Annotated in this window: 14 protein-coding genes; 4 read left to right on the forward strand and 10 right to left on the reverse strand. The window is 73.0% G+C overall.

The window, feature by feature from the left end; all coding sequences use genetic code 11:
• The first annotated feature begins 62 nt into the window (after window positions 1–62).
• On the forward strand, window positions 63–1493 hold the full coding sequence (locus tag ACNF49_RS50985) for an MFS transporter (protein ID WP_357970530.1): 1431 nt from the start codon (window positions 63–65) through the stop codon (window positions 1491–1493).
• Here ACNF49_RS50985 and sigJ read toward each other — a convergent pair.
• The 4 genes from sigJ to ACNF49_RS51005 form a co-directional block, all read right to left on the reverse strand.
• On the reverse strand, window positions 1490–2371 hold the full coding sequence (gene sigJ, locus ACNF49_RS50990; protein WP_482942174.1) for an RNA polymerase sigma factor SigJ: 882 nt from the start codon (window positions 2369–2371) through the stop codon (window positions 1490–1492). The two genes, ACNF49_RS50985 and sigJ, sit on opposite strands and share 4 nt — an antisense overlap.
• A gap of 57 nt (window positions 2372–2428) precedes the next feature.
• Entirely contained in the window at window positions 2429–3721 is a 1293-nt protein-coding gene (locus ACNF49_RS50995) for an ArsB/NhaD family transporter (RefSeq protein WP_482942175.1), read from the reverse strand.
• Between the two features lie 173 nt (window positions 3722–3894).
• The gene (locus ACNF49_RS51000) at window positions 3895–4680 is read right to left on the reverse strand and encodes a hypothetical protein (protein ID WP_482942176.1); all 786 of its coding nucleotides are present in this window, start codon (window positions 4678–4680) and stop codon (window positions 3895–3897) included.
• Between the two features lie 258 nt (window positions 4681–4938).
• A complete protein-coding gene (locus ACNF49_RS51005) occupies window positions 4939–7677 on the reverse strand; it encodes a helix-turn-helix transcriptional regulator (RefSeq protein WP_482942177.1) in 2739 nt (912 codons plus the stop codon).
• Between the two features lie 102 nt (window positions 7678–7779).
• Here ACNF49_RS51005 and ACNF49_RS51010 point away from each other — a divergent pair, with 102 nt between their 5' ends.
• A complete protein-coding gene (locus tag ACNF49_RS51010) occupies window positions 7780–8394 on the forward strand; it encodes a LysE family translocator (RefSeq protein ID WP_482942178.1) in 615 nt (204 codons plus the stop codon).
• A gap of 3 nt (window positions 8395–8397) precedes the next feature.
• Complete coding sequence (locus ACNF49_RS51015) at window positions 8398–8937, forward strand: TetR/AcrR family transcriptional regulator (RefSeq protein ID WP_357970515.1); 540 nt, start codon at window positions 8398–8400, stop codon at window positions 8935–8937.
• Window positions 8938–8967: 30 nt separating this feature from the next.
• On the opposite strand, the gene ACNF49_RS51020 is transcribed toward ACNF49_RS51015, so the two are convergent.
• Genes ACNF49_RS51020 through ACNF49_RS51045 form a run of 6 tightly spaced genes read right to left on the reverse strand, consistent with a single transcriptional unit; the run spans window position 8968 to window position 17582 of the window.
• Window positions 8968–10164 (reverse strand): hypothetical protein, encoded by a 1197-nt coding sequence (locus ACNF49_RS51020; protein ID WP_482942179.1) that lies wholly within the window; start codon window positions 10162–10164, stop codon window positions 8968–8970.
• Between the two features lie 9 nt (window positions 10165–10173).
• On the reverse strand, window positions 10174–10554 hold the full coding sequence (locus ACNF49_RS51025) for a RidA family protein (protein WP_352349473.1): 381 nt from the start codon (window positions 10552–10554) through the stop codon (window positions 10174–10176).
• Between the two features lie 9 nt (window positions 10555–10563).
• Window positions 10564–11640, reverse strand: coding sequence for an alanine racemase (locus tag ACNF49_RS51030; RefSeq protein WP_357970509.1), 1077 nt, complete (start codon window positions 11638–11640; stop codon window positions 10564–10566).
• A 43-nt stretch (window positions 11641–11683) separates the two neighbouring features.
• Window positions 11684–13213 (reverse strand): N-acyl-D-amino-acid deacylase family protein, encoded by a 1530-nt coding sequence (locus ACNF49_RS51035; protein ID WP_482942180.1) that lies wholly within the window; start codon window positions 13211–13213, stop codon window positions 11684–11686.
• A gap of 8 nt (window positions 13214–13221) precedes the next feature.
• On the reverse strand, window positions 13222–16902 hold the full coding sequence (locus ACNF49_RS51040) for a DUF4153 domain-containing protein (RefSeq protein ID WP_482942181.1): 3681 nt from the start codon (window positions 16900–16902) through the stop codon (window positions 13222–13224).
• Entirely contained in the window at window positions 16899–17582 is a 684-nt protein-coding gene (locus ACNF49_RS51045; RefSeq protein ID WP_482942182.1) for a response regulator transcription factor, read from the reverse strand. Before ACNF49_RS51045 ends, ACNF49_RS51040 begins: the two co-directional genes overlap by 4 nt.
• 72 nt (window positions 17583–17654) lie before the next feature.
• Between ACNF49_RS51045 and ACNF49_RS51050 the strand changes: the two genes are divergently transcribed.
• On the forward strand, window positions 17655–18509 hold the full coding sequence (locus ACNF49_RS51050; protein WP_482942183.1) for an arylamine N-acetyltransferase family protein: 855 nt from the start codon (window positions 17655–17657) through the stop codon (window positions 18507–18509).
• The last annotated feature ends 4 nt before the right edge of the window (window positions 18510–18513 follow it).

An 18513-nucleotide genomic window follows, 5' to 3' on the forward strand; every position in this document is an offset into this window, starting at 1 on the left:
CATGGTGACCAAAAATGCTGCTGGTTACAAGAAGGAACCGACCATTATGGAAGGAATGCACCATGTCTCCCTCGTCTCCCTCGAACGACCGCATGGGGGCACGCGCGTGGAGCGCGCTGTTCGTCCTGGCGGGGGCCGTCTTCCTGGAAGGCATCGACGTGGCCATGCTCAACGTGGCGCTGCCGTCGATCCGCGCCGACCTCGGCCTGTCCACCGGCACGCTCAGCGGCGTGGTCAGCGCGTACGTGCTGGGCTACGGCGGGTTCATGCTGCTGGGCGGCCGGGCCGCCGACCTGCTCGGCCACCGCCGCATGTTCCTGACCTGGCTGACGGTGTTCCTGCTCTTCTCCGGCCTGGGCGGGTTCGCGACCGAAGGGTGGATGTTGCTGGTCGCCCGCTTCGTCACCGGGGTCGCCGCCGCGTTCATGGCGCCCGCCGGGCTGGCGCTGGTCACCGGCAACTTCCCCGAGGGCCCGCAGCGCACCAAGGCACTCGGCGTGTACGCCGGGACCGCGGCGGGCGGCTTCTCGCTCGGCCTGGTCGCCGGCGGCCTGCTGGCCTCGATCGGCTGGCGCTGGGTGTTCTTCGCCCCCGTGGTGCTGTCGGCGGTGATCCTGCTGGCCGCCGTCCCGCTGGTCAAGGACTCCGGCGAACGGGCGCGGGGCTCGTTCGACCTGGCCGGGGCGCTGACCATCACCGGCTCGATGTTGCTGCTCGTGTACGGCGTGGTCCGCCTGGAGGCGCCCGCGGACGGCTCCGGCACCACCATCGCTGTGTTCGCCGCCGGGCTGCTGCTGCTGGCCCTGTTCGTGCTGATCGAACGCCGCTCGTCCAACCCGCTGGTCCGGCTGGACATCCTGCGCTCGGGGCCGCTCGTCCGGGCCAACCTGGGCGCGCTGCTGTTCCTGGCCTCGTTCGCCGGGTTCCAGTTCCTGGCCACGCTCTACCTTCAGGAGGTGCGCGGCTGGAGCACCCTGCAGACCGGCCTGGCCATGCTGGTGATCGGCATCGACACCGTCCTGGCCCCCACGCTCACGCCGCGCCTGGTGAACAGGTTCGGCAACGCCCGCGTGCTGTTCGGCGGGATCGTGCTGTCGGCGCTGGCGTACGCGCTGTTCCTGCCGGTCGGCCCCGACTGGACGTACGCCGCCATGCTGCCCACCATGCTCCTGCTCGGCCTGGCCTTCTCGCTGACCTACGGCCCGCTGACCATGGCCGCGACCGAGGGCGTGGAGGAGGACCGGCAGGGCCTGGCCGGCGGCCTGCTCTACACGGCGATGCAGTTCGGCACCGCGCTCGGCCTGTCGGCGGTGACCGCCGTGAACGTGGCCGCGCTCGGCGGGGGCGCCGCGCCGACCCTGGACTCGCTGCGGACCGCCCTGGCCGTCCCGGTGGCCGCCGCGGTGGCGGCCGTGCTGGTGACCGCGTTCGGCCTGCGTGCCCGCGCCGCCGCCGCGCCCGTCGAGAGCCCGGTGCCCGAGGCCGTCGGCTAGGACGGGTCCGTTCCCGGTTCCTTCCGCACCCGGGAGAGCTTGTCGGGGTTCGCGACCGTGTAGATGTCGCGAACCTGCGACCCGTCGGAGGTCAGATCGACGACCATGACGGCGAACGGCGCGTTCTCCACGAACACCACCGCCGAGGGATCCCCGTTGGTCTCCCGGTACTGGATGTCCAGCCCTTCCATCGGCTGCGCGGTGCGCGCGACGAGCAGCCGGGCCACCTTGTCGCGGCCCCGGACCGGACGCGGCCCGCCCACCACGGACTTGCCGCCGCCGTCGGCCCACAGGGTCACCTCCGGCGCCAGCAGCTCCATCAGCGCGTCGAGGTCGCCGCCGAACGCCGCGGCCACGAACCGCTCGGTCACCTCCTGCTGGACGTGCGCGTCCACCCGGTTGCGCGGGCGCCGGGCCTGGACGTGCTCGCGGGCCCGGTGCGCGAGCTGGCGTACGGCGGCGGGGCTGCGGCCGAGCATGCCGGCGATCTCGGTGTGCTGGAAGGCGAACACCTCGTGCAGGATGAACACGGCCCGCTCCAGCGGGGTCAGCGTCTCCAGCACCACCAGCAGGGCCAGCGACACCGATTCGCCCCGTACCACGTCCTCCGCCCCGTCGGCATCGGTGACCAGCGGTTCGGGCAGCCACGGCCCGACGTAGGTCTCGCGGCGGCGGCGCAGCGCCGACTGGTGCGCGAGCGCCTGGTTCACGGCGATGCGCACCAGGTAGGCGCGGGGGTTGCCGATCTCGTCCGGGTTCCTCGACGACCAGGCCAGCCAGGTGTCCTGGAGCACGTCCTCGGTGTCGGAGACGCTGCCGAGCATGTTGTAGACGATGGAGAACAGCAGCTCCCTGTGGCCGCCGAAAACGTCCGTCATTCCAGGCATCATGTCCTTTGAGAGCCTTCGCGGCCCCCGGGTGTGACATGACCTGCGTCACACCAGGTAACGCAGCCACAGGTACGGCGTCGCCAGCGCGACCGTCGTCACCGTGACGATCAGGCCGTACTTCGTGAACTGCCAGAAGCTGATCGGGGTGCCGTTGCGGGCGGCGATGCCGAGGATGACCACGTTCGCCGCCGCGCCCACGGCGGTGGCGTTGCCGCCGAGGTCGGCGCCGAGCGCCAGGGCCCACCACAACACCTGCGCCGGCCCCTCGCCGCCGTTGGCCTGGACGAGGTCGGCGACGATCGGGCTCATGGTGGCCACGTACGGGATGTTGTCCACGATGGCGGAAAGGCCCGCCGAGGCCCAGAGCAGGACCATCGTCGTCAGCCCGAGCTGACCGTGCGTGGCCTGCGCGGCGGCCTGGGAGACCTGGGCGATGACCCCGGTCTCCACCAGCGCCCCGACCATGACGAACAGCCCCGCGAAGAACACCAGCGTGGGCCACTCGACCTCGGCGATCGCCTCCTCGGTGGTCACCTTGGTGAGCGCCACCAGCACGCCCGCGCCGAGCAGCGCCACCACCGACGGCTCGTAGTGCAGCACGGGATGCAGCACGAAGGCCGCCATCACCACCGCGAGCACGGTCAGCGACTGCCACAGCAGCCTGCGGTCGGCGATGGCCTCGCGCTCGTCGAGCGTCATGATCTCGGCCGCCAGCTCGGGGTCGTAACTGAACGACCGGCGGAACATCACCCGGCACAGCCCGATGAAGACCACGATCAGCACCACGATCAGCGGGGCCAGGTGCGCGAGGAAGTCGTTGAAGGTCAGCCCGCCGCGGCTGGCGATGATGATGTTGGGCGGGTCGCCGACCAGGGTGGCGGTGCCGCCGATGTTGGACGCCATCGCCTCGGCGATGAGGAACGGCGCCACCGGCAGCGCCAGCCGCTCGCAGACCAGGAACGTCACCGGCGCGATCAGCAGCACGGTGGTCACGTTGTCCAGCAGCGCCGACGCGCCCGCGGTGATCAGGATCAGCAGCACCATGAGCCGGAACGGTCGCCCTCTGGCCCGTTTGGCGGCCCAGATGGCCAGGAACTCGAAGACGCCCGTCTGTTTCAGCACGCCGACGATGACCATCATGCCGAGCAGCAGGAAGATGACGTTCCAGTCGATGCCGGTGTGCTCGTCGAAGAAGGCCGCGCCGCCGTCGGTGGCGTGCAGCACCAGCATGATCCCCGCGCCGCCGAGCGCCGCGGCGACCCGGTGCACCTTCTCGGTGGCGATCAGCGTGTACGAGACGAGGAAGACGGCGACCGCCAGCCACGCGGTGACGGTCACGGCGGGCCACCCGGGAAAGCCTTCAAGGAGAACTCCACGATCGACGACGGAATCGCCGACCAGACTTCCCGGCACACCTCAGGACAACTTACCAAGAGGCGCGGCCGGACGGGACCGGCGCACTGGCCGCCCGTACGGGCCAGGCACCGGTCGCGCCCGGTGAGGCGGCTGGGTCAGCCGACGTTGAACTGCCCCTTGAAGCCCGCGTGCAGCACGCTGCCGGACGAGCCCGAGGCGCACGTGCCCGAACCGCCGACCAGGCTGGTGTCGAACCGGCCGGTGAACGTCTTGCCCCTGAACGGCCCGGACTGGATCGTCCCCGACACCTTGGCCGTGTCGTGCACGATCTCGACGATACGCGCGGCGGCCTTGCTGGTCTGCCTGGTGCCCCTGATGGTCCAGTCGATGGTGACCGTGCCGGTGCCCGTGGGCGCGGCGGTCCCGGCGGCGGCGGCGCGGTCGCGGATGACGCCGTCGGACTGCCCCCAGCGCTCGCGGTCGTAGACGATGCGGTCGGCCAGGTTGCGCTCGTCCTGGTCGTGGATGATGCGGTCGGCCAGGCTGTGGCCCTCGCGGTTGTAGACGATGCGGTTGGACAGGCTGCGGTTCTCGGCGTCGCGGTTGCCGAACACGCGGTCGAAGGCGTTGCCCTCGCCGGACGGGCGCCCCCTTGTGATGGTGCGTCCGCCGCAGCTCGGGTTCACGCCGTTGAAGCTGGCTCTGAGCCGGGCCGCGGTGACGCCCGCGCCGCTGCGGTCGACGCAGTTCCACGGCTCCCGGCGGCTGACGGAACGGTCAGGGTGCAGCAGCCGCTGCGCCCCGGGAATGTACTGTGCCTGGCCGGACACGGTGCAGGAGATCACGGCCGCGGCGTGCGCGGCCCCCGGGACGACGGCCGGAGCCAGTACGGTCAGCCCGGCGGCGGCCAGGGCGGGCAGTGACGTGGCGAGAATGGGCATGACTGCTCCTTTTCGAGGCAGGACGGGTCGGCGCATCGGGCCGACCTGTCACGACAGGACGGGTCGACGCGAGCCGCCGGCCGGGCCCGCCATCGCTCTCCGGTGAGAGGTCCCGATCTCGGACGCTACGAGGCGAACCGCAAACATCGCCCCAAATGGCCGCACGTGGCGTCCCAGATGTACGGACTCACCCCTGCCTGTCCCGCCATCGGCCGTCCGGCAGCGCGGGCGAGGAAGCCCGGCAGCCTGAGCCGGGGATCAGAGGAGGTCGTGCGCGCGGGCGGCGGCGGCCGCCTGGGTACGGGTGGAGACCTCCAGCTTGCCCAGGATGTTGGAGACGTGCACGCTCACCGTCTTCTGCGCGATGAACAGCCGCCCGGCGATCTCCTTGTTGGTCAGCCCCTCGGCGACCAGCCGCAACACCTCGACCTCGCGCGCGGTGAGCCCGCCCTCGGCCTGCCCGCCGCCGAACCGGGCCCGCCTGCCGAACTCCAGCAGCGCGGCCTCCAGCGGCGCGGCCCGCAGCCGGCCGGCCGCCTCCTTGGCCAGGGCCCACTCCTCCTGCGCCGCCTCCCGCTCACCGGCCGCGAGCAGCGCCTCGGCCAGCCGCCAGCGCGCCCTGGCCACCTCGTAGACGAAGCCGAAGTCGAACGCCGCGACCACCTCACGCCACAGCGCGACGTCGAGCCGCCCGTGGAGGCGATGCCAGTCGGCCTCCACCCGCAGCGCCCACGCCTGCCCCTCGGGGCCGAGGTGGCCGCCGTCGCCGGTCGGCCCCTTCGTCGCGGCGAACCGGGCGCGGGCCAGCAGGTCGTCGGCCCCCTCCGTGGTGCCCAGCTCGGCCATCGCCCACAGGCTGACGGCGGCCAGCCGCAGCGTGCCGGACTCGCCCTCGTCGAGCGTGGCCATGGCCGCGTGGGCGTGGTCGAGCGCGGCGGCCGGGTCGCCGTTCCACAGGGCGTGCTCGGCGGCCATGCCGCGCGACATGTACGTCGCCAGCGGGTCGTGCCAGAACGGGCGCAACCACCCCAGCCGCGCCTCGACCGCGGGCAACCCCCGCCCCACCTCGATGAACAGGGCGAACGACGACAGGATGGCCTCCGACAACGTGCCCACCCGCGCGCCGAACCCGGCCGCCACCGCCTCCGCGGCGTCCCACTCGCCCGCGACGTAGTGGATGAGCAGGCGCAGGAAGCGCAGGTCGGTGCCGTAGGTGCTCCAGTTGAGGCCGGTGTGGACGGCCAGCTTGATGCCGTCGTCGGCGACCTCGGCGGCCTGGGCCAGCAGGCCCTGCTCGTAGTGGATGCGGGCGTGGTGGAAGCGGGCCCGCAGGTCCATCGCCAGATCGCCGGTCTCCCGGGCGGAGGCGCTCTCGACCAGCGAATGGGCGCGGGCGACGTCGCCCCGCTGCTCGACGTAGCTGGCCAGCGTGAGCAGCGCGCCCACCTCGGCGTCGACGGCGCCGCAGGCGCGGGCCGTGTCCAGGGCGCGCGCGGTCAGCGGCTCGACCTCGTGGTGACGCGGCGTCCACAGCAGCGTGCGGGCCTGCGTGGCGAGGGCACGGGCGAGGCTCGGCTCGTCTTCGGCGCTCTCGACCGCGCGCTCGGCCGCCGCGATGGCGCCGGGCGGGTCGTTGGTCTCGAAGAGGTAGTACGCCAGCCGCTCCTCGACCTCGGAGGTCGAGGGCAGCGCGCGCAGCCGGTGGACCGCCCGGTGGTTGTCGCCGCTGTCGGCCGCCGCGACGGCGCTGCGGAAGGCCAGCACGACCCGGCTCTCCCCGGCCAGCCCGGCGGCGCCCTCGACGCGGTCCCACAGGCCGAGCGCCTGGTCGTAGTGGTTGTGGGCCTCGGCGGGCGCGCCCAGCCGCTCGGCCTCGCGGCCCGCCTGCGCCGAGGCCGCGAGCGCCCCGGCCAGATCGTGGCTGGCGAGGTGGTGGTGGGCCAGCTCGGCGGGCGAGGTGAGCAGGCGCGCGAAGTCGGCGTGGAGCCTCGTGCGCTCGCCGGGCAGCAGGTCGGTGTAGACGGCCTCCTGCAGCAGGGCGTGGCGGAAGGCGTAGCCGTGGCCCTGCACCTTGAGCAGGCCGCGCGAGACGATCTCCCTGACCGCCTCCTCGAACTCGGCCAGCGGCAGCCCCGCCACCTCGCGCAGCAGGTCGTCCTCCACCCGGCGGCCGGCCACCGCGGCGGCGCGCAGCACCCGCTGCCCGGCCTCGGACAGCACCTCGACCCGCGACAGCAGCAGGCTGGCCAGCCCGTCGGGCAGGCTGTCGCCCTCGGACATGGCCGCGAACAGCTCTTCGGCGTAGAACGGGTTGCCTTCGGCGCGCGAGACGATGAGCCCGAGCTCCTGCGCGTCGACCCGCCCCAAAGTGGTGACATAGTCCGACATTTCGCCGGATTCCAGCGGGCCGAGTTCCACGTTCGTCACCGACGGCAGCCGCTTCAGCTCGGCCAGCACCGCGCGCAGCGGATGGCGGCGGTGGAGGTCGTCGGTGCGGTAGGTGCCGGCCACGCAGACGCGCTCGCTCTGGAGCATGCGGCTGAGGAAGACCAGCAGGTCACGGGTGGAACGGTCGGCCCAGTGGAGGTCTTCGATCACGAACAGCACCGGCTGGACGTCGGCCAGCAGCCCGAGCAGCGACCCGAACAGCCGCTGCTGGGTGAGCCCGGCCGACGGCGCCCCGCTCTCCCGGCCCGGCAGGAGCTGGCCCAGCATGGGATGGGCGGCGACGGCCTCGCGCACGCCGGGCTCGGCCCCGCGCAGCGCGTCGGCCAGCGGCAGGTAGGGCAGCGCGTCGCCCAGCTCGGCGCACTGGCCGACCATGACGTGGAAGCCGCGCTCGCGCGCCTCGGCGACCAGCTCACCGACCAGGCGTGTCTTGCCGATCCCCGCGTCGCCGCCGACGAGCGCGACCCCGGCCGTGCCGTCGGCCGCGGACTCCAGCACACGCACGAGCTTGGACAGCTCGGCCGAGCGCCCGACGAGAAGACCGTTCACGCCAGCAAGTGTGCCACGCGCCTGTGACATTCCATTGGTCCGCCCGACCGCCGCGGAATTGGCCCTCATCGTCATACCGGCCCCACTCTACGCTGCTCTTTCGTGATCTCCTTGACGACTTTCGTGCTCTTCACGGCGGCCTCGCTCACCCTGGTGGTCGTCCCCGGCCCCAACCACCTCTACATCGCCGCGAGGGGCCCGGCCCAGGGCAGGGCCGCCGGGCTGGCCAGCGCGCTCGGCGTGGAGACCGGGACGCTGGTGCACATCGCCGCCGCCGCGGCCGGGCTCTCGTACGTGATCTCGCGGTCGGCCACGCTGTTCGCGGTCGTCAAGTGGGTCGGCGTGGCCTACCTCGTCTACCTGGGCGTGCGCGCCTTCACCGCCAAGGACGCGCAGGCCGGGACGCCGCCCGTGCAGCCGCTGTCCAAGGTGTTCCTCGAAGGGGTCCTGGTCAACGTGCTCAACCCCAAGGTTGCGCTGTTCTTCGTGGCCTTCCTCCCGCAGTTCGTTGACCCCGGCGCCGGCTCGCCGGCGCTGCAGATCGTCGTGTTCGGCCTGACGCTGCTGCTCCTGGGGTTCGTCTCCGACGTCGTGTACGCCCTCACCGCCGGCACCCTCGGCGCCCGCCTGACCAGGGGCGCCAAGGCTCTGCGGTACGTCAGCGGCGTCGTCTACCTGGGGCTCGGCGTGGCCATGGCGTTCGCCGGGAGAAAATGACCTATGGCGCCGAGGAAGCAGCAGGAGATCTTCGACGCGACGCTGTGGATGGTCGCGGAGAAGGGCTACGACGGGCTGACCGTCGAGGGGGTCGCCGAGCGCTCGGGGGTCAACAAGACGACGATCTACCGGTGGTGGCCGTCCAAGGCCGCGCTGCTGGGCGCCGCGCTGGTCGAGTCGGACGTGCTGGCGATCGAGCCGCCGGACACCGGGTCGTTCCGGGGTGACCTGGTGGCGCTGGTCGAGCAGGTCGGGCGGCTGCTCACCGAGCCGCCCGGCAGCGACATCGCGGTCGCGGCACTGGCCGCCGCCGTGCGCCATCCCGAGCTCGACGCCCGCCGGTTCTTCGCCGACCGGTTCGCGCGGGAAGGCGTGGTGTTCGAGCGCGCGGTGCGGCGGGGTGAGCTGAGCGCGTCGGCCGACCCGTTGCTGATCATGGATCTGCTGGCCGGGGCCGTGTGGATGCGCACGGTCTTCCGCGGCCTGCCCCTGCCCGGCGGCTACGCCGAGAAGGCCGTCTCGGCCCTGCTCGACGCCTTCTGAGCGGCTGCGCGTGATGTGGGGCCTGGTGGGTCAGCCGGCGGCGGCCAGGGCGGCCGGGATGCGGTCGAGCACCGGGTGCGGCACCAGACCGTAGGCGTAGAAGTCGACCGCCAGCGCGCCCGCCGCCTTCGCGCCCCTGGCCTTGGCCACCAGGCGGTCGGTCGAGTCGCTGTCGGGGTAGCCGGGCCGCAGCACCGCGCGCACCTCGCGGTCCTTGCCCACCGACCGCAGGTACGCGCCCACGTCGTCGGCCACCCGCGCCGCGTCCCGCGCGTACGCCAGCACGCCGAAGGCGGGCACCAGGTCGCCCAGCGCCACCAGGTCCACGCCGAGCTGCCAGGCGTCGTGGGCGGCCAGGCCCGGCGTCGGCAGGCCGTCCCGGTAGCCCTTCACCGCCCCCGTCGAGTCGATGAAGACCAGCTTGGAGCCCTCCTCGGCGACCGCCGAGGACACCTCGGAGACCAGCGTGGTGACGGTCTCGGAGCGCGCCCGCGCGTACGCCACCACCTCGGGCCCGGCGTAGGCGGTGAGCGCCGCCCTGGTCACCTCGCCCTGCGCGGCCGGGTCGCCGTCGAAGACGCCGCCCACGATCCGCGCGCACTCCTCGCGCGCCACCTCGGCGTTCACGCCCAGGTCGGTGGCCCGGCGCATGCAGTGGTCGCAGAAGCAGAGCCCGAACAGGAACGAGTCCATGGGGCCGAGCTGCACGAAGGAGCGCTGCGGCTCGACCGGCGTGAAGTGCAGCGCCTCGGCGACCACGCTCTCGACGCCCAGCCGGGCCACCGCCCTGGCCAGCGCGACGGAGTATTCGCGCACGTCGGGATGGGCCGGGCACAGGTCGACGAGCGAGCCGCGGTCGCCGAAGCAGTCGCGCACGGTCACGTCGGGGTGCTCGTTGCCGAGCGTGGCGTTGCGCAGGAAGACCGTCCAGCCGTGGAGCTTCAGGCCGCGCCCGGCGCACGCCTCGCGCAGCCCGTCGAGGGCGTGGACGTGGCCGGGCACGGGAGCGAGCCGGAGCCCGTCGAACAGCTCGGCCGGCGGGGTGAAGTGCACGCCGTCGTGCCTGACGGTCAGCCGGGACAGTCCGTGCGGGGTGACGTCGCGCGCGGCGTGGTGGACGGCGCCGACCGTGACCCCGCCCACGCCGTACGCGCTGATCCTGTCGAGCACCCGCTCGACGCCCTCACCGTGCAGGTCCTCGGCGAAGACGTATACCGAACTGTCCACGTGCAGACCTTACGCGCTCTTGTGCGCGACGAAGTCGATCTCCACCAGGATGTTCATGAGCTGCGAGCCCACCGTCGTCCGCACCGGGTACGGCTGGGTGAAGTACGACTTGTACACCTCGTTGTACGCGGCGAAGTCCTCCTTCACGTTCTGGAGGTGGACCGTCGACTTCACGACGTCGTCGAAGCCCAGGCCGTGGGCGGCGAGGATGGCCCCGAGGTTCTTCATGACCTGGTGGGTCTGGGCGGCCACGTCGTCGCCGACGATCTCGCCGGTGTGCGGGTCGAGCGGGCCCATGCCGGAGGTGAACACGAAGTCGCCCACCACGAGCCCCTGGGAGTACGCCCCGACCGGCGCGGCGCCCTCGGTGGTCTTGAGCTCTTTCTTCACGGAATCTCCCTAGAAATCGGTGTGAATCGTGCCGACGACACGGTAATCCCGGTCCACCAACGGCAGCACGCGCCACTTGTCGAACGCGGTGCACGGGTGTGAGATCCCGAAGGCCAGCAGGTCGCCCGGCTTGAGCCCGTCGGCCCGGACGACGGTGTGCTGGTCCTGCATCTTCGTGATCGTGACGCCGCTCCGGCGCGGCACCGGCAGGCCCTCGTCGTAGGGCGCGTCGCGCTTGCCCATGCCCACGATCGCGAGGCCCGGCTCGGGCGTGGACAACACGTGCGCCCACACCTCGAGAGCCGGCCGCAGCTCGCCCTCGATCCGGTTGAACGGCGTGCGCTCCCGGTAGTAGCCGTCGTCGTGGGTGACGTACGCGCCGCTGCGCAGCAGGATCCTGGCGTGCGTGGTGACCAGCTCGCGCCCGATCACGTCGAACCACTGGCTGCCGCCGATCGTCAGGATCGGGTTGCGCACGCGGACGTGCTCGACGGCCTCCTGCAGCCCGCCCAGGTAGCGCCGGACCTCGTCGGCGCTCTTCAGCGCCCCTTCGTACCCGGCGACGCCGGCCAGCTCGACGCCGGGCGTCTCCTGCGCGTACGCGGCCACCTTCAGCAGCTCGTCGAGGGTGCGGCAGCCGGCTCGTCCGCCTTCGTGCCCGAGCTCCACCAGCACCCGGAACGGCCGGGTCGAGGCGTGCCGGGCGAGGATGTCCACTCCGGCCTCGGAGTCGACGAAGCTGAGGAAGTCGAAGGCGGGGTCGCGGTCGAGCTCTCCGGCGGCCCAGGTCAGCCCGGCGGTGTCGACGACCTGGTTGGCCACCATGATCCGGTCGCCGCCGTAGCCGCGGGCGATCCTGGCCTGCCGGGTCGTGGCGACCGTCAGCCCCCAGGCGCCCGCTTCGAGCTGCATCGCGGAGATCTCTGGCGACATGTGCGTCTTGACGTGCGGAGCCAGCTCCATGCCGTGGTCGCGGGCGAAGGCCGCCATCGTGGCCACGTTGTGCTCCAGCGCGTCGCGGTGCACGATCATCAGCGGAAAGCCGAGCTCGCCGTCGAGGACGGACTGCCCAAGGATCACCTGCACGACATCCCCCTTTTATCCGCGTCTGACCTTATCCCAGGCGGGATCAGCGTGATCGAAGCGCCCGTCCGGGACGGGCCCCGGTCAGCTCGCCGCCGGTCAGCACCCGTACGCCGGACACGAGCACGTCGTCCACGCCGTGCGCGGGGGTGCGCGGATCGGCGTACGTCGACCGGTCCGACACCGTGAGCGGGTCGAACACCACCAGGTCGGCGACGTACCCGCCGCGTACCAGCCCGCGCCGGTCGAGCCCGAACCGCCGGGCCGGGTGGGAGGCCAGGTGCACGGCCGCCTGCTCCCACGTCCAGTCGCCCAGCTCGCGGACGTGCCGGCCGAGGAACCTGGCGAAGGCCCCGAACCCGCGCGGATGCGGATGACCGCCCACGTAGATGCCGTCGGAGCCGCCGGTGTGGGAGGGATGGCGCAGGATCCGGCGTACGGACTCCTCCCCCGCCGGGCCCTCGTCGGGACGGGCCGAGACGCACCCGGCCTCCAGCCGCGTCTCCACCAGCAGGTGGCGGCAGAACGCGGCGGGCGTCATGCCGGCCCGCTCGGCGGCGTCCGGCAGGGCGAGCCCTTCGGCCCATTCCAGGCCGGGCGCGTGGGAGACGGTCAGCCGGGGGTAGACCTCGCCGAGCCCCGCCCACCAGTCGTCCAGCTCGGGCGAGGCGATCATCTCCAGCGCCGCGTCGGTGTCGGCGCCCGGCACGGACGGCGGCAGCACCACCATGGCCAGGATCGTGCTGCCGCGCAGGTAGGGATAGGTGTCGAAGGTGAGGTCGACGCCCTCGTCATGCGCCTTGCCGACCAGCGGCAGCAGCACGTCGGCCGGCCCGTGCAGGTGGGAGACGTGCACGGCCGCGCCCGACCGACCGGCGATGTCCACGACCTCCGCCATGCCGACCCCGGCGTTCGCGCCGTAGGCCCGCATGTGGGTGACGTACGGCAGGCCGCCGAGCGGCGCGCACAGAGTGGCCAGCTCGGCGGCGTCGGCGTAGCGGCCCGGCAGGTACTCCAGCCCGCTGGACAGCCCGACCGCGCCCTCGGACAGGCCGCGCTCGACCCGCTCGACCATCGCGCCCAGCTCCGCCCGCGAGGCCGCCTCCGGCGAGGGCCCGAGGACGTCGTAGCGGATCGTGCCGTGCGGCAGCAGGTAGGCCGTGTTCACCGCCACCGCGCGGTCGTAGCCGTCGAGCAGCTCGGCCACGCTCAGCGGGCCCTCGTGCAGGGCGCCGTTGACGGCGGCGAAGTAGCGGGAGGCGTAGGCGACGGTCTCGGCCGACCCAGGCGCGAAGGACAGACCATCCTGCCCCAGGACGAACGTGGTCACCCCCTGCCGCAACGCCGCGAGCTGCACGGCGGGGTCGAACACGGCGGCGTCGCCGTGGGCGTGGCAGTCGACGAAGCCCGGCGCGACGAACCGGCCGGTCGCGTCGATCACCGTCGCCGCCTGCGCGCCGCCCAGCCTGCCGACCGCCGCGACCTCGTCGCCCGCGATCCCCACATCCGCCCGGTACGGCGGCGCGCCCGTGCCGTCGAGCACCCGGCCGCCGCTGATGACTACGTCGAACCTCACACCAAGATTCAATCAGAGCCGCGTGAGGACGCCGATGGGCACGTGATCGGGCGGGCGACGGGCCGCTCGGCCAGCAGGTCCCTGGCACGGGCGCGGGCGAGGTTCCAGCCGTTCCACGGGTCGGGGCGGTCGAGCCCGTTGGCGCGGACGACGTCGGCCAGCACGCAACTGCGCTGCGGCTCGGGCAGCCGGTCGATCGCGGGCACGGCCTCCGCGCCGAGGTCGCCCAGGTAGTCGGAGTCCATGTTGGTCACGCCGCGCACCTCGACCTGGGTCTGCGCGACCTGGAGATCGGGGTTCACCATCGCGAACGCCCCCAGGCCGAGCCCGGTGACCAGGACGACCGTGCGCGGCAGCCAGCCGGAGCCGCGGCCCGCCAGGCGTACCGCCCCGGCCAGCAGCACCAGCGCGAACAGCGCGCCCAGCCACCACACCGTGGCCTGCACCGAGATCCGCAGCCGCGACAGGCCGTAGGCGTCGGTGTAGAGGCTCATCCGGTGCAGGGCCGAGGCCAGCACCACCATGGTCAGCCCGCACAACACGCCCAGCATGACGGCCAGCAGCCAGCGCTCGCCGCGCTCGGTCCGCAGCAGCCCCCCGGCCACCGCGACGATGCCCAGCACGAACACGCTGACCACCACGAGCTGGAAGAACCCCTGCCTGGCGTACTCGGCGTAGGTCAGGCCCGCCGTCCTCAGCACCCAGCCGTCGCCGCCGAACAGCACCCTGATCTGGACCGCCACGAACGCCGAGAACAGCAGGTTCACCCCGACCAGCGGCACCAGCCACACGCTCCTGCTCACGCCGAACTTGTGCTCCGGGCCGACCGGGTCGATCACCGGCCGCAGCGCGACCAGCACCGTGGCGGCCAGCAGCACGGCGACGAACCCGAAGACGAAGATCCGCGAAGGCACCGAGTCGGCCCAGGCCGGGGTGCTGGTCAGGCGCTCGACGTACGAGGCGAACACCGCGTCGGCCGAGGCGAACAGCAGCCCGAACACCAGCACCAGCACGACCGTGATGCCGAGCCCCGCGAGCACCGGCAGGATCCGCCGCCTGGCGGTCAGCTTCCGCAACGGCCCGGCGAGGAACCACGGCACCGGACCGAGCGCGAGCACCACGGACATGCCGCCCCTGATCACGCCCAGCCATCCCGCCCCCGCCCCGGACACCGCCAGCGCGCCCAGCCCGGCCCCCGCCATGAGCAGGATCGCGACCAGCCAGTCCGCGTCGCGCACGGCCGCCATGGAGATCAGCCAGTACGCCGTCATCCCGAACGCCAGCGTCCAGGGGGTCATCCTGCGCAGCGCGGCCGGCAGCGCCGCCGCGCCGAGCACCATGGCGACGAGCACGATCCCCAGCCCGACCTGCGCGTCGGGCAGCGCGACGGCGGCGAACACGCCCGCGCCGGCAGCGGCCGGCAGCAGCCAGCGCGGCGCGGCGGGCAGCTCGGGCCTGGGGAAGAGCGGCGGCGGCACGTACACCTGGCCGCCCCCGGCCCCGCCCCCTGCCTGGGATCCAGCCGGCCCCTCGCCCCCGGCCGGGCCCCGGCCCGCCCCCTGGTAGGCGCCTTGGTAGGTGGCACCCTGATGGACGGCACCCTGGTAGGTGCCGCCCTCGTGGACGGCGCCTTGGTGGGTGGCGCCCTGGTAGGCGGCTTGGTAGGCCGCCGTCCTGCGCGCCGAGCCCGCGCCCAGCGCGATGCCGAGCGCGCCGCCCATGGCGGTCACCATGACGAGGGTGACGAGCGCGAGGCCGTCGCCGAGGGTCATCGAGACCAGCACGGCCGCGAACAGGCCGCCCAGGAAGCCGACGATCACCCCGAGGATCCCGCCGCCGACCATCCTGGCGAGCCCCCCACTCCCCATCGCCCCCGGAGCCGCACCCGCCGGCGCGGAGTGCACCGCCCCGGCCGCCGCCGCCCCTCCGGCCCCCACCGGCACCCCGGGCCGCGTCGACGCCCCCGACCCCGCGGGCACCCCGGCCCCTACGGGCACGCCGGCCCCTACGGGCTCGCCGGACGCTGCGGGGATGGGGGACCCGGTGGGGATGCCGCCTGTGGGGATGCCCACTCCTGAGGAGATGCCACCTGTGAGGGCGCCGGCCCCTGCGGGAGCGCCATCCCCCGCGGGAATGTCGGACCCTGTGGCTGCTCCAGACCCTGGGGGCGAGCCGGGCCCTGTGGGCGAGCCGCTCCCTCGCGGTGTGCCGGACGCCGCGAGCGGGCCGGGGCCCGTCGTTGCCGGGGCGGGCTGCGGCGCATCCTCGGCCGTGGCCGGCCGGACCGGTGTTTCCGAGGCGGCCACGCCCAGACCCGCCATCGCGGCCTGACCCACGGCCGCGCCATCACCTGCCATCGCGCCCTGACCCGCGACCCCGCCATCACCTGCCATTGCGCCTTGACCCGCCACCGCACCCTGACCCGCCATCGCGCCCTGACCGGCCGTGATGCCGTGGCCCGCCGTCGTTCCGGGGCCTGCCGTGATGCCGTTGCCTGCTGTCGTGTCTGGATCCGCAGTCGTGTCCGGGGCCGCCGGGGTGCCGGGGGCCGTCGTGGTGGGCGGGGGCGCCGGGGTTGGGACGGCGGGTGGGGGGTGGCCGTCGCCGGTTGCCAGGGGTGCGTCGGCCGGGGGAAGCGCGTCCCCCAGGCGGTCGTCGCGCCCCCGGTCCGCCCCCATGTGGAACGGTGTGTCCGTCATCGTCGTCCTTCCTGGTAGATCGACGACCATGCGGCACCCCGCGCAGTCCTCGATGCGGATCGACCCCCCGTGCAGCTCCACGACCTCCTTGACGATCGCCAGGCCCAGCCCCGCGCCCCCGGAGTCGGCCGCACGTCCGGCGTCCAGCCGGGAGAACCGTTCGAACACCCGCCCCCTGGCCGTCTCCGGGATGCCCGGCCCCTGGTCGGCCACCACCACCCGGGCCCCGTCCCGCTCCGCGCCGCACGCCACCGTCACCACGCCCCCGGGAGGGCTGTGCCGTACGGCGTTGTCCAGCAGGTTCGCCAGCACCTGCGCCAGCAGGTCGGGATCGGCCCGCACCCCGAGCCCGCCGGGCACCGACGCCTCGATCGTGACGTCCTCGCGGGCCAGCGACGCCTCCCGCACGGCCTGCTCGACCAGCGGCGCCAGCGCGACGGCCTCGGGCTCGATCAGCCGGGTACCGGAGTCGAGCCTGGACAGGTCGAGCAGCTGGGCGACCAGGCGGCCGAGCCGTTCGGTCTGGGCGAGCGCGGTCCTCATGGTGACCGGGTCGGGCGCGGAGACACCGTCCACGACGTTCTCCAGCACCGCGCGCAGGCCGGTGATGGGGGTGCGCAGCTCGTGGCTGACGTTCGCGACGAGCTCGCGCCGCTGCCGGTCCACCTCGCCGAGGTCGGCGGCCATCGCGTTGAACGCCCTGGCCAGCTCGCCCACCTCGTCCCGCGAGGTGGCGCTGACCCGCAGGCCGTAGCTGCCCTTGGCGATCGTCTGGGCGGCCCTGGCCATTTGGCGCAGCGGCTTGGTCATCCCCATGGCCAGCACCTGGACCATGATCAACGCGAGGATGACCGCGACCACGATCCGGACGTCCCGGGTGAACCCGGCGTTGAGCCCCACCTCGTTCACCACGAACGCGGTGCCCACCGCCAGCACGATGACGATGCCCAGCTTGACCTTGATGCGGCCGAGGAAGTCGAGCGGCCTCATTGCCGGACCAGGGCGTAACCCACGCCGTGGACGGTGCGCACCACGTCGGAGCCGAGCTTGCGGCGCAGCGCGCGGACGTGGCTGTCCACGGTCCTGGTCGCGGCGGCCTCGGAGAAGCCCCACACGTCCGACAGCAGCCGGTCGCGCTCGAAGACCTGCCCGGGCCGCTCGGCCAGCCGCCGCAGCAGGTCGAACTCGGTCCTGGTGAGCTGGGCCTCGATCCCGCCCACGAACACCCGGCGCGCGGCCGTGTCGATCTCCACCTCGCCGACCCTGATCACGGTGTCCTCGACGGCGAGCTGGGCGGCCCGCTCGACCCGGCGCAGCAGCGCGTGGATCCTGGCCACCAGCTCGCGCATGCTGAACGGCTTGGCCAGGTAGTCGTCGGCCCCCACCCCCAGCCCGACCAGCACGTCGGTCTCCTCGCCGAGCGCGGTCAGCATGAGGACGGGCACCGGGCGCAACGCCTGCATCCTGCGGCACACCTCCAGCCCGTCCAGACCGGGCAACAGCCGGTCGAGGATCACCAGGTCGGGCTCCGCCTTCCCGTACTGGACCAGGGCGTCCTGCCCGTCGCCCGCCACCCGGACGTCGAAACCCTCGGCGGCCAGCCTGTTCCGTACGGCCAGGGCGATCGTCACATCGTCCTCGACCACGAGGACGCACCGCTGCTCTGCCACGTACGAAAGCCTAGAAGTGCGCCGTGCAGACGACACTCCATAATTTGTGCACATCTGGTGCAGACTTGCCGCGTGAACACCGCTGGCTACCTCAGCCGTCTGGGCCTGTCCCACCTGATAGGCGCCCCCGCGAGCGCCGAGGGCCTGCGCGCGCTGCACGTCGCGCACGTCGAGAAGGTCGCCTACGAGGCGCTGGAGATCTGGCTCGGCCGCCCCACCTCCCTCGATCCCGTCGAGTCCGCCGAGCGCATCATCAGGGGCCGCGGCGGCTACTGCTACCACCTGAACGGCGCCTTCTCCGAGCTGATCAGGAGCCTCGGCTACGACGTGACCAGGCACGTCGGCGGCGTGCAGAACCCCGGCAGCGAGCCCGGCGTCACCGGCAACCACCTCGTGCTGACCGTGCGCGGCCTGCCGAGCCAGGACAACCCGGGCGGCGAGTGGCTGGCCGACCTCGGCCTCGGGGACGGCGTGCACGAGCCGCTGCCGCTGGTCGCGGGCGCGTACCGGCAGGGGCCGTTCACGTACGTCCTGCGGCCGTCGCAGGTCGCGCCCGGCGGGTGGCGGTTCGACCATGACCCGAGCGGTTCGTTCGTAGGGATGGATTTCGAGCGGACCCCAACGGAGATGTCCGCCTTCGTTGATATGCACAACCATTTGTCGACGTCGCCGTCGTCGGGGTTCGTGCGCACCGCCGTCGTGCAGAGGCGGGACGCGTCGGGCGTGGACACGCTGCGCGGGCTCGTCCTGACCCGCGTCGGCTCCGGCAGCCACTCGATCACCCTGGAGACGGCGCGCGACTACTTCGCGGCGCTCGCCGACGTGTTCTCGCTGACCTTCGACGACCTGACCGAGCAGGACGAGGAGCGGCTCTGGAGCAGGCTGCACGACGCCCACGAGGCGTGGCTGACCGGCCGGACCGCGTGATGGC

The organism is Actinomadura sp. ATCC 39365 (assembly GCF_054392275.1).

Excerpts from the sequence above, each read along its gene's own strand:
- ACNF49_RS51000 (WP_482942176.1), bottom strand. The coding sequence starts at position 4,680 with ATGCCCATTCTCGCCACGTCACTGCCCGCCCTGGCCGCCGCCGGGCTG.
- ACNF49_RS51040 (WP_482942181.1), bottom strand. The coding sequence starts at position 16,902 with ATGAGGCCGCTCGACTTCCTCGGCCGCATCAAGGTCAAGCTGGGCATC.
- ACNF49_RS51015 (WP_357970515.1), top strand. The coding sequence starts at position 8,398 with ATGGCGCCGAGGAAGCAGCAGGAGATCTTCGACGCGACGCTGTGGATG.
- sigJ (WP_482942174.1), bottom strand. The coding sequence starts at position 2,371 with ATGACGGACGTTTTCGGCGGCCACAGGGAGCTGCTGTTCTCCATCGTC.
- ACNF49_RS50985 (WP_357970530.1), top strand. The coding sequence starts at position 63 with ATGTCTCCCTCGTCTCCCTCGAACGACCGCATGGGGGCACGCGCGTGG.